The 12,895-nt window shown below is 47.4% G+C and carries 8 protein-coding genes; 6 read left to right on the top strand and 2 right to left on the bottom strand.

Annotation, left to right across the window (positions count from 1 at the left end; translation table 11 throughout):
* The first annotated feature begins 93 nt into the window (after positions 1-93).
* From BLS15_RS17635 to BLS15_RS17615, 5 genes are all read left to right on the top strand, one after another.
* Entirely contained in the window at positions 94-633 is a 540-nt protein-coding gene (locus tag BLS15_RS17635) for a MarR family winged helix-turn-helix transcriptional regulator (RefSeq protein ID WP_090513040.1), read from the top strand.
* Between the two features lie 131 nt (positions 634-764).
* On the top strand, positions 765-1,247 hold the full coding sequence (locus tag BLS15_RS17630) for a hypothetical protein (RefSeq protein ID WP_021256010.1): 483 nt from the start codon (positions 765-767) through the stop codon (positions 1,245-1,247).
* A gap of 3 nt (positions 1,248-1,250) precedes the next feature.
* On the top strand, positions 1,251-2,117 hold the full coding sequence (locus BLS15_RS17625) for an NmrA family NAD(P)-binding protein (RefSeq protein WP_090513036.1): 867 nt from the start codon (positions 1,251-1,253) through the stop codon (positions 2,115-2,117).
* 191 nt (positions 2,118-2,308) lie between these two features.
* Entirely contained in the window at positions 2,309-3,874 is a 1,566-nt protein-coding gene (locus tag BLS15_RS17620) for a DNA-binding protein (protein ID WP_254777366.1), read from the top strand.
* Between the two features lie 140 nt (positions 3,875-4,014).
* Positions 4,015-5,628 (top strand): bifunctional metallophosphatase/5'-nucleotidase, encoded by a 1,614-nt coding sequence (locus tag BLS15_RS17615; protein WP_090513031.1) that lies wholly within the window; start codon positions 4,015-4,017, stop codon positions 5,626-5,628.
* Positions 5,629-5,882: 254 nt separating this feature from the next.
* Here BLS15_RS17615 and BLS15_RS17610 read toward each other — a convergent pair whose 3' ends face one another.
* Positions 5,883-6,587 (bottom strand): L,D-transpeptidase family protein, encoded by a 705-nt coding sequence (locus tag BLS15_RS17610; RefSeq protein WP_021256006.1) that lies wholly within the window; start codon positions 6,585-6,587, stop codon positions 5,883-5,885.
* Positions 6,588-6,792: 205 nt separating this feature from the next.
* Between BLS15_RS17610 and BLS15_RS17605 the strand changes: the two genes are divergently transcribed.
* Positions 6,793-11,352 (top strand): non-ribosomal peptide synthetase, encoded by a 4,560-nt coding sequence (locus BLS15_RS17605; RefSeq protein WP_090513028.1) that lies wholly within the window; start codon positions 6,793-6,795, stop codon positions 11,350-11,352.
* Between the two features lie 268 nt (positions 11,353-11,620).
* On the opposite strand, the gene BLS15_RS17600 is transcribed toward BLS15_RS17605, so the two are convergent.
* Entirely contained in the window at positions 11,621-12,886 is a 1,266-nt protein-coding gene (locus tag BLS15_RS17600) for a voltage-gated chloride channel family protein (RefSeq protein WP_051250003.1), read from the bottom strand.
* Positions 12,887-12,895 lie beyond the last annotated feature (9 nt).

Below are 12,895 nucleotides of genomic sequence, written 5' to 3'. Positions count from 1 at the left end.
GATCGACCGTTGTTAAAGAATCTACAAGTAGTTGATTCGGCTCTAAAATAATGAGGACTTGACAATTATATAGTTAGGAGCCATACTATTTGTATGACCAATCAACCATTATTTACTAAGAGCAATGAAACCGCACCTACACTCATTCAATCCAAGCGGCAGATTGATCGCTACAACCTCGACGTCGACGCACAAGCCATTCTTGTTGCTGCTCGGTTAATGGAGGCTGGTGCGAAGCTAGGACATGCGGCAGAAGTTCATTTCTCCAGATTCGGACTATCAACAGGTCGATATCGCTTGTTAGCCGATTTGGAGGACAATGGGGGAGAGGAGCCGCCATCGCAATTAGCCAACAACCTCGGTGTGACTCGTGCGACTGTCACGGGCTTAATCGATACCTTAGAACGCGATGGTCTCGTCACTCGGCGTACTAGTGCATCAGACGGTAGGCAAAAGTCAGTTGTTCTCACAGATCAAGGAGCTAATAAGCTTCGTGAGATGGCACCGGAACATTTTGCAAGGCTGGAAGCCATGGTAGGACTGCTTACTGCTGAAGAGCGCACCGTATTTCTCGACCTACTCGGAAGGGTTACCGAAGGAATTTCAGCACTTACCGCGGAATCTATCGTCTAAACAGGGACAGTGGATGATCGTGAAAGGGGCTAGTCTTGACTAGCCCTCCTTTCCACCCATATAGTTAGGAACCTAATTATATGGGGTGTAGGAGTGAGCAATTTTTTTAACAGAAAGGGTGAAGACAAACATTGAACAGATCAAATGATGCAAGTGAGACCAAGGATGGTAGTAATAGGATATCTAAGCCTTCTGTTCTCTGGCGCGATATCATGATAGCTTATGCTGCGCCGGCGTTGATGGCCGGGATTGGAGGAGTGGTGATCGGTGACCAGATCCTGTTCATTGCCGCCTTTACTTCGATAGGAGGGACATCTGCCGTAACAGCATGGATCATTGGTCGTTGGCTGCAAGATTGGGGATTACATACACAATGGTTGAACAGGTCGCATCTTCTTGTCATTGCAACGATATTCGCCTTTTTAGGAGTAGCAACAGGGCTGCTGATAGCTTTGGTTGTTACAGAACTGTCGATTTATGCATTTTCACAAGAGATTGCATGGTTGGATCGGGTGTGGATAGACTTTCCTCTATCTGTCACGATAGCGAGCACAACTACAGTATGCCGCTGGTATAAGGCAACACACAAACATACATCGAACAGGAGCGTGTAAGAAATGATCGTAGTAATCGGTGCAACAGGAACCATCGGCAGAGAACTGCTAAACAGTCTGATTCAAGCAAACGTACCCGTACGGGCCATCAGCAGAGAGCCGGACAAACTCCGGATTCAATTGGGTGCGGGTGACCATAGACAGGTGGAGATTGTCCAGGCAGATGCATCCGGCGCATCAGCATTGCGCTCTGCATTTCAAGGGGCGAGCCAACTTTTTCTGTCCATGTCGAATAGTCCAAGACAAGTGGAATTAGAGAGCTCGGTCATCCGAACGGCTATCGAGGCCGGCATTGAGCATATTGTAAAGATTTCTAGCCCGCTGTATAACGCTCTTGTTCCAGTGGAGATTGCCAGATGGCATCTGGAAATTGAAACCTTGCTCAACGATTCAGGTATATTGCATACCGTACTGCGACCCTATGCTTTTATGCAGAACTTACTTCGATTGACTGGGCCGATTCGCAAGCACAATGCCTTCTACGGCTCAATGGGGAACTCAGCATGCAACTACATCGATTGCCGAGATATTGCGGATGTCGCCGCAGAAGTACTAACGAATCACAAGAAAGCAGGACGCATCTATACACTCACTGGTTCAGAAGTGTTCAATTATGAACAAATTGCGGCCAAATTCACAGCAATGCTCGGTCGTCCTATTACGTATATCAACATGGATTCGAACACACAGCGCCGTTCCTTAATGGAACAAGATCATATGCCGCTATGGCTTGCGAATCACGTTGTAGAGATTCAAGCCATGTCTGCAGCCATTCCGGAGCATCCTACTGATACAGTTGCTCGATTGCTCGGCCAAGCACCGAGAACGCTCGATAGCTTTCTCGAAGAACATATCGTCCTATTCCAGTAGTAGTAGATGCATTTCGCCGCTTTTGATTTCTTACTTATACCAGTTGTAATATTTTCTATATAATTCATAAAAATTGATCGATTAACATAATCTTCGCATGAACATAAGTTTCCCTTAACATACGAGCCCCATAATAATGTTGAACGGAGAGGTGCAATCCCCCGCATCACAAAATGAGGAGGCGAAGAAGAATGAATATGCTAACTGTGTTGAAACGCAAATGGTTCAAAGTTGTACTTGCTGCATTAATCGCACTGCCCACGTTGTCCTTGGGAGCAGGGTCTAACGCTTATGCGGAGGGGCCAGCCGATCCGGCGCCGTATATCACGGCAAAGGGTACACCGAACGGCAAGAAAGTATTGTTCGATAACACTCACGGTCAAACGGCTGGCGCAGCAGACTGGGTAATTGATGGCGGCTTCTCAGATTTCGCTAACGGCATTGCAGACAAAGGCTATGAGGTTAAGGAATTGCGCAAGTCTACGCCAATCACTTATGATGATCTGAAAGATTATCAAGTGTTTGTTATTGGCGAGGCCAACATTCCGTATAAGACATCCGAGCAAGCAGCAATGTTGCAGTATGTCAACAGTGGGGGCAGCATCTTCTTCATCGCAGACCATTACAATGCGGATCGCAACAAGAACCGCTGGGACGCTTCTGAAGCATTTAACGGCTACCGCCGTGGAGCATGGAGCAACCCAGCACAAGGGATGAGCACAGAGGAGGCCAACTCAGCTCCTATGCAGGATGTTGCAAGCTCCGATTGGCTGTCCGACAACTTCGGTGTTCGTATTCGCTACAATGCACTCGGTGACATTAATGCTAACGTGATTGTCGATCCACAGCAAGCATTCGGCATTACGAATCAAGTAAGCAGTGTTGCCATGCATGCGGGTTCAACGGTTGCAATTACAAATCCGCAAATTGCGAAAGGCATCGTGTACTTGCCTGCGGTAAGCAGCAGCCAGAAATGGCCAAATGCAGTAGATCAAGGCGTATATAACGGAGGCGGCGTCGCAGAAGGGGCTTACGTATCCATCTCGAAGGTCGGGTTAGGGAAAGCCGCTGTCATTGGTGATTCCTCTCCAGTAGAAGATGCAACACCGAAATATTTGCGCGAAGAGAATGGACAGACGAAAAAAACATATGATGGCTACAAAGAGCAGGATGATGCCGCACTGCTCATGAACCTTATCGACTGGCTTGCCGAGCAGGAGTCATACACAAGCTTCACACAGGTGCCAGGACTGCAGCTTGACACACCAACTGCATTGCTGCCGTTCGAGACACCGCAGCTCAGTACAGAGCCGCAGCCTGAGCCGTGGGCGGCACCTGCAGCGGGCTACAAATGGTGGGATTCTTCCACATTTAAGAAAGGCTCATATGGCGCTCCAAGTGGGGGACAGAACCCATCTGGCAATCCTGCGATGACACATCCTGCAACGGTAACTGCAGCCACGCCATTCAATGTAACGATTACAGCAGGCGGCTTAGCGCCGAACAGCAGCATTACGCTTCAAATCGGCGTATACTTAACGGGCGGGCAGCAAGTCGGTCAAGTGCAGCAAGATAATGGCAGTTGGCCTACCGGATATGGCTATAATAGCTTCACACTTACAGCGGATAGCACTGGTACTGCCGTGAAGACAATCCAGGTGCGAACACAATCAGGCAAGAGCGGGGCAGCCAGCATTCGTCTCCGCAAGGATAGCAGCAATGTATATCAGACTAATCCAATTACAATTGCACCTTAAGCTATAAATGTCATGAATTGTCTGACATGGCAAGATCGTGTAGAGAAGTCCCGGCGCGGTTGCCAGGGCTTCTCTATCCTTTATTTCGAAAGACAGCCAAGATAGGATAGATGCGTCCAGCACAGATGAGGAGAATCCATATGGGCCATGAAACAGCAGTACCTCTTCACGAAAACAGTGATTCTTGCACAGTAGCCATTATACATACTAGTGACATTCACGGAACCGTTATGCCTTATCGTTATGCGGATCAGCAGCATATTGAAGCAGGGTTAGCCAGAATGGCGACAGCTATTGACACTCTGCGCCATCAGTATAAGGAATCTGTACTGATCGACAATGGTGATCTGCTTCAAGGCACACCGCTAACCTATTATCATGCCCGTATACAACCAGAACTGCCTAATCCAATGGTCGCCTGCATGAACCAGATCAAGGCGGATGCTGCCGTCATCGGGAACCATGAATTTAACTACGGGCTTCCCTATTTGAAGCAGGCGATTAAGGAGTCTCAGTTCCCATGGCTCAGCGCAAATCTACTTCGGGAAGAAGACGGAGAGCCTTACTTTGGCAAGCCCTATATTGTAAAGGAGTATGCGAATGGACTTAAGATCGGCATACTGGGCTTAACAACCCCGTATATTCCGAACTGGGAATTGCCGCAGCATATTGCAGGAATATGCTTCGAAGACGCGGTTGATGAGGCGAAGCGCTGGGTGAACATTCTTCGAAATGAAGAGCAGGTTGATCTCGTTGTCGTATCCTATCACGGCGGATTCGAGCGGGACATGCGTACTGGCGAATTGACAGAGGCAGATACAGGGGAAAATCAAGGCTATCGAATTTGCATGGACGTTCCCGGAATCGACATCTTGTTAACCGGTCATCAGCACCGAATGATTGTAGATGAGCAGGTGAACGGGGTATGGATCGCGCAACCGAGCTCCCATGGGCAAGGAATCGGATTCATGGAGATCGGTATGACCAAGCTTGAGGGGAAATGGGCACTAGAACAATGTCAATCTCAGTTCATTTCTGTAGAGGGAACAGTCCCGGACGAACGTATCTTGGAAGCGATCCATGACATCGAACAGAAGGTTCAACACTGGCTGGATCAACCGATTGGTACTATGGAAGGCAATATGTTGGTCGATGATCCGTCGCAAGTCCGGCTTGCAGACCATCCGTTGATCGCATTCATTAATCGGGTTCAAATGGAATACGGATGTGCCGAAATATCGAATACCGCTCTCTTCGATGATAGTGCGCCAGGATTCTATGGAGAGATTACGATGCGACAGGTGCTGGCCAACTATATGTATCCGAATACGCTAAGAGTCATTCGCGTCTCGGGTCAAGATATTAAGGACGCCTTGGAGCAATCTGCCTCTTATTTTGCATTATCGGAACAAGGGAATCAGATACAGGTTAGTGAAGCGTTCTTATATCCGAAGCCCCAGCATTATAATTATGATATGTGGTCAGGCATTGAATATGAGATTCAAGTCTCACGACCGATAGGACAGCGCGTTACTACGCTAAACGTTGGTGGCGCGTCAATTGAGATGAACGCTGAATATGATGTGGCCATGAACAATTATCGAGCGGGGGGCGGGGGGAATTATGTCATGTTCGCCAATAAGCCAATTGTGCTTGATCTGCCGACAGATATGGCTGAATTAATCGTGGATTATATTAGGAAGCGGGGAACCATTACAGCCGAGTACAGTCATAATTGGAGAGTTGTCTTGTAGGATTTGAAGCAAAATACAATCTTTCAAATCCGAACAAAGGTTATGACTACGAACTAAGGGAGGCTGATTGAACAGTTTCCCTTGTTTTTTTGGGATTCACTCACTTAGAAGCATTTCGCAACCGCACATTCGGATATTCGCCGACATGTTAAAGAAACAGCATGCACCCTATCGTCTCAGAATGACGACAGGGTGCATAAGCAGTATCTTGGAAGCATCCTAAAACAGCTAATGTGAAGAGTGCAGACCCACGGTCATTCTACCAATCCAAGATGTACATAAATAGGGAAGGAAACAACGCCATTTGGCTCTAGATGGTGATCGCGTTGATAACGCTTGAGGGCCTGCGTCGTGCTTGATCTGAACTTGCCGTCACACCTTCCTGTGTAATATCCTGCACTTTGCAGCCTCGACTGAATCAATTGCACATCTCCGCCAACATCACCTTCCGCTAAATCGCGTGGATTATGCCTCAAATCACCCAGTGCATGTCCCATAATCGTTACTTTCGTGCCGATCGGAATCATCTCATACAATTCAATAACATCTTTATTGCGCATACGAATACAACCATGACTCGCATGACGTCCAATGGAATAGGGCTTATTTGTACCATGGATACCATAATTCCCCCATGTGACATTCAAGCCGAGCCAACGAGGTCCGAATGATGGACCCCAGTTCTCCCCCTTAAATATGATACGGAATTCACCCGTGGGAGTTGGGGTAGCGGGATCACCAACTGCGATATGATAAGACTTGATTGTCTTGTTATGCTGTTGCACAACAAGGCGGTGAAGGTGGGGGAAGATGATGATCGAGTAGTCATCTCGCTTCGATTCAACGGTATTCAAAGGTTTTGCTTCAACCATATCTGGAACAAGGGCGACCATTACAAATGGAATGGATATACTTAACAGCAACAGCCGACATAAAAGTACATAAGCATGTAAATTCATCGATTTATTTCTCCATAAGGTTTTACACTACGCTGGGGATAGTTTCTCCGTTATTGCGAAATTTATACAATTATAGCTGCATTCTTGGTATTTACAAGAAATTATCAAATGAACAATTCTCTTTAGAAAATATTTGATTGACCCTCTTTCCAATGACATGTTTCAATGTGCTAGTAGATGAATTTGACAGGGAAGGGCGAGGCTGATGAATGATTGGTCACTTACACATCCTCAACTTAGAATTTGGTACGTGGAGAATATGCAGCCGAATACAAGCTTAGGCATTATTTCAGTATCGTTGCGGCTGAAGTCGAAACAAGGCAATCTGGAGATTCCTTTCCTGCAGCAAGCTGTAAATGAGCTCTTAAGACGAAATGAAGTTCTGCGTCTTCGTATCGTAGAGAGGGACGGACAGGGACCAAGACAATACATCAGCAAGTATCAAAACTATGAGGTTCCAGTCATTGATGCTGTCGGTATTGACGTACAATCATGGGAGAAGGCGAGAGCTCAGATGCCAATGCCGTGGAAGGATGCCGATCTATTTAAGTTCATTCTGTTGCGGATAAATGCTACGGATTGTGTATTATACCAGCGTTTTCATCATTTCATTCACGATGGAATCTCCCAGCAGCTTATCATTGATGATATTCTTGCCTATTACAGTTGCCTTGTACAAGGCGCAGCCTTGCCTGAGTCACATCGACCTTCCTACTTGCAGTTCATCGCTAGTGAGCTGGAATACGAGCAATCTGAGCGCCGGGAGAAAGACCGACAATATTGGCTGCAGGAATTTGAAGCACATCGCTCTGACAGCGTACATACAATCTCGCCACTCCAACTGCATGATCCTACCTGTAAATCCAATCGTATATCTTATCCGTTGTCTGCATCCATGCAGCAGCACGTATATCAATTCTGCGAGAAGCATCAAGTAAGTCTATTTACGTTATTCACCGCACTACTCGCCATTTATTTATACAAGTGGAATGGTAACCAAAATCAAGTCATCGGCACGACATTAAGCAATCGAACGAATAGAGCAGAGAAAAACATGTTAGGTATGTTCGTCAGCACCGTGCCACTCCGTCTCCAGATAGAAGGGGAACAAGACAGGATCTCCTTCATTAAGCAAGTGAACAAAAAGCAATTCTCAGCGGCAAGGCATCAGAAATATCCATTCAATCAGCTTGTACAGGACATTCGCTCTAAGACAGGCGACAGCTCGCCTCTCTTTCACGCATCCATTGAATATCGAGAGACGGATACGTCGAATGTAAACAGCAATGAGCACGTTCAATATGAATGGGAGCACATCCATTGTGGCTATGAGGAAAATGACTTCCTGCTCCGGGTACAGCGAGTCGCAGCGACGAATGAATTGTCCCTGCACTTTGATTATCAGATAGCTAAGTTCAGTTCAGAAGAAATTCAGCGGCAGATTGAACAGTATGTATATGTAATCGAAGAAGTGCTTGCACAGCCTGAACGCTCTATCGACTCAACCGAAATTTGCACGCCTGAGCAGCGTGCAGAGCTGATGACTTCCTTTCAGGCAGCGAAAACACAAGAGTCCAATCCCACTCTCTTAGTCGTCCAAGCGTTCAATGAGCAGTGCGAACGAACCCCTGAAGCTATAGCCATTCGATGCGACCAGAAATCCATCACTTATCGAGAATTAGGTACCAGAGCTGACCGATTGAGTGCGCATCTAAGGAATAAAGGTATCGGGCAGGACGATGTCGTAGGCATCCTGATGGAGCGATCTATCGATACCATTGTCAGCATGCTCGGGATATGGAGAGCTGGAGCGGCCTACATTCCGCTAGACCCTGCACTCCCTCATGAACGAATCTCATTTATGCTTACAGACAGCAGTGTCAAAGTCATCGTTACGCATCGAGGCCTAGAAAGGCGTTTCCATATCGATAGAGCATATGAATGGTTGGATCTAGATAAATGCACCGCAGACAGCGACAAGCAAGAAAGTAGGCAAGAAAGCCAGCTATTAAATGACATTTCAAAAGATAACATTCAAGTCACTCACCCTGCTCCAAACAGCCTTGCATATATCATCTATACCTCCGGGTCGACCGGCAATCCGAAGGGGGTGATGATCGAGCATCAATCATTCGGCAGCACTCTGCATTATCGGAACCAAGAATACAAGACAAGGGTAGGAGACACCGTGCTCCCGTTGATTTCCTTCGCGTTCGATGGTTTTGTGGCGACGTGCTGGTCACCGCTTATTACGGGAGCGACAGTTGTGCTGGCAGTTGAGGAGGCGATGAAAGACTTCTATGCCCTACGTAACTTGATTATACAAGAGAAGGTCTATCATATTATTTCCACACCAAGCCTATATGGGTCTTTACTCACAGGATTATCAACAGAAGATATGTCGAGTCTTCGGATTGTTACCTTAGCAGGCGAGCGGGTCAGTGATGCGGTGATAGAGAGAAGCAAGCAGCTTCAGTCCGACACTGAAATTGTAATTGAATACGGCCCTTCCGAGAACAGCGTTGTCACGTCAATCAAGAAAGACGCGCAAGCGGGAGGAGCCTATAGCATTGGCAGACCGTTAGCGAATAGCTTCGTATATATCGTGAATGAGCATCTTCAGCTGCAGCCAATTGGGGCACAAGGACAGATATGTATCACCGGAATAGGACTTGCTCGCGGATATCTCAATCTACCGGAGCAATCAGAGCAGCGCTTCATAGCGAATCCCTTCTTCGACTCGGATGGATGGAAGCGAATGTACTTGACCGGTGATTATGCCAGATGGCTTCCTAACGGGGAGCTCGAATTCATTGGACGAACAGACGACCAAGTGAAAATTCGTGGTTATCGAATTGAAATTGGTGAAATTGAATCGCAGCTGCAGCGCTTGCCAGGCATTCAAGAAGCTGCCGTGCTTATGATCAAGCAAGATACTTCCGACTCGACGCTATCTGCCTATATTGTCACGGATCAAGAACTCGTGATCTCAGACATTCGCACTCAGCTGCTGAATCAGCTTCCTAGCTATATGGTTCCTGCACACTTCATGAAGATTGACAGCATGCCGCTAACACACAATGGCAAGATTGACCGCAAGGCACTGCTTCACATGACCGAACTGTCTTCTGGCAATCAACCGTATATTGCGCCTGCTACCGAACGTGAGCAGCTGCTAGCGGAGCTGTGGGCAGAGACGCTAAATAGGCACCCAATCGGGTTACACCACAGCTTCTGGGAACTCGGCGGTGATTCCATCAAAGCGCTTCAACTCATGGGGCGATTGCATCAGTTCGGGTATACCTTGACAGTAAAGGAACTTCATTCATATCCAACGTTGGGTGAGGCAGCCGCCCGCATGAGATTTACAGACAAGCGCCCCCAGAACGAAATCATCACTGGAGTCGTTCCATTTACACCTATTCAACAGTGGTTCTGGGAGCAGCGGTTCGCGAACCCGCATCATTGGAACCAGTCATTCGTCCTATTCAGTAAGACGAGATTTGTGCAAGAGCACATCGAACATGTATTTGACCATCTTGTTCTTCACCATGATGCATTGCGAATGACCTATCGCCCAGAAGGGAAGTTGATCGTTCAAACCATCCGCCAGCCGGATGAAGGGCCCTTCTATCATTTCGTATCATACGATCTAGAAGATGCTGACCATCCTGAGCGAGAAATGGAACAGATTGCAACTCAACTGCAGCAGAGTATGAATCTCTACAAGGGCCCAATTGTCAAGCTTGGTCTATTCCGTACGAAGGGTGGGGATCACCTGCTGCTCACGATTCATCATCTGATTGTAGACGGATATGCTTGGCGTGTGCTCCTCGAAGATTTTGCTGATGGATACGATCAGCTTGTGAACGGACATCCACTGCGAGTTAGGCCAAAGTCAACTTCTCTGAAGCAGTGGGCAGAGAGATTACTCACCTATGCTCAGCAGGATGAGGTTATTCAGGAACTTCCTTATTGGCTTGCGCTTGAACAATATTCAGGGGATCCATTGCCACTCGGATTACGCAGCGATGTGCAAGCTGCCGATCTTGGTGTATGGAGCGATAATGGCATGATTACGATTGAATTCTCTTCGGAAGCAACCGACACACTGCTTCGGAGCAATAATACGCCAGCAAGCCCGGATGCATATGACCTCATGCTAACTGCATTCGGAATGGCGCTTGCGGATTGGAGTGGCGGACGCACATTTCGCTTGGATGTTGAAGGCCATGGAAGAGAAGCAATCGGGGAAGAGATCGAGGTGTCGCGTACGATCGGCTGGTTCATGACGATGTATCCAATCATTCTCGATATGTCACGAGCCGATTCCCTTCCCGCAGCTGTCGAACAGACTCGGCAAATGCTGCGCAGCATTCCGAACAAGGGAATGAATTATGGGGTGCTGAAGTATTTGACCAAGCATGTGTCAGGAAGCGGTACAGCAATTTTGGAGAGGAAGGCAAATATAAATTTCAATTATATGGGTCAATTCGGTAACGAGCTGAATAATGAAAAATTTACGTTCTCAGCGATGCCGCCAGGTGATACGATAGGACTGGACAATGGACGAATGTATCAATTAGAGGCGGTTGCCATGATTGTAGCAGGGCAGCTTGTCGTTCGGTTCGTGTACAACACACGGGACTATGAGCAATCCAATATTCAGGTGCTCGTCAATCGATATAAGGCCCGTCTCGAAGCATTGCTTGAATTACACAAGCACGGATATGCATCATGGCCGAGTTCCAGTCTAACCGTCTAAGCGTAACAGAGACCGATGCTGCTTCGACTATATCCGTATCTTCATCCGAATAAGTAGGAATGAGATAGCCTGAGTCATCACAAGTAAGATGGGAAAGTCCTCCTATTTTCCATTGAATGTGACGCAATCCACAATTAAATCGGATAGTGAAAAAAGGTCGAGAGCAGGGCGCCTTATTACCCTGAACTCGACCTTTCTCTTATTAGATAGGATCCCGCAGAAGGTAAGCTAACGAATTGGACAGCCTCATTCCGTGGTTATCGTCATATTACTCAGTACGATCCTGTTGCCGCTGCTCCGTTTTGACTGCGCCAATCGTACTTCCTGCTGCAATCCGTATCAATTTCGCCTTAGATACTCCAATTTGTTGTGAAGTATAGATACCGGTATGACCTGAAAATAAATAGCTGATCAAGCAGGCAATAAACATATAAATCGCTCCCTCAGAACCGAACAACTCAATTCCCATCAGGAAGCAGGCGATCGGTGTATTCGTTGCTCCACAAAATACGGCAATAAATCCTAGTGCAGCCAAGAAGGGGGCATACAACTGCAAAATGCCCGACAATGCATTGCCTAATGTGGCTCCGATGGCAAATAACGGCGTGACCTCACCGCCCTGAAAGCCTGCACCCAACGTAAAGGAAGTGAAAATGAGCTTCCCAAGAAAGGCAAATGGAGATACGTCCTCCGTAAATGAGCTCTGAATAAGCGGAATACCTAAGCCAAGATAATCGCGTGATCCAACAAAATACACGAATACGATTATAACTAGCCCGCCTACCGCACTTTTAAGCATCGGATTTGCGAATAGCTTGGCATACCCTTTTTTCAAATAGTGGGTCAGTTGACTGAACAGCCGGCTCGTGAGTCCGAACAAGATGGAGGCCAGCACAACCTTTCCCAGTACAAGCAGCGATAACTCAGGAAATTCATTGACGACGTAATGGACATGTGATACTCCCCATACTGACGAGGTGACAATATTCCCCACAAAACTCGCTACGAATGCAGGAACCAGGGCCTCGTGACGGATGAGTCCGATGGCCAGCACTTCAAGTCCAAATACTGTACCCGCAAGCGGGGTGCCGAATATGGAACCGAACCCACCGCTAATGCCGCAAATGAGAAGAATTCTACGATCAGTTTGATCGACTCGCAGCATTTTGCCAAGCCATTCGGATAAGCTGCCGCCCATCTGGACTGCCGTACCTTCGCGGCCTGCGGAGCCTCCGAACAGATGCGTAACGAGCGTACCGAATAAGACTAGGGGCGCCATACGCAGTGGAATCACTTCTTTGCCATCATGAATCTGTTCAATAATAAGATTATTGCCTTTCGCGCTGTTCTTACCGAATTTCAAATACATGTAACTGACCACAGCACCGCCCAGCGGTAACAGGTACAACAACCAAGGATGCTCGATTCTCGTCCCCGTAACATAGTCCAAGCTGATGAGAAATATCGCAGAGGCAGAACCAGTCAATAGCCCGACGATACTCCCAAGTACAATCCACTTCAATAAAGAAGCCATAATAGCGGC

The organism is Paenibacillus sp. cl6col, from assembly GCF_900102125.1.
GTDB classification, from domain to species: Bacteria; Bacillota; Bacilli; order Paenibacillales; family Paenibacillaceae; genus Paenibacillus_B; species Paenibacillus_B suaedae.
This window is presented reverse-complemented; position numbering and strand designations above follow the sequence as displayed.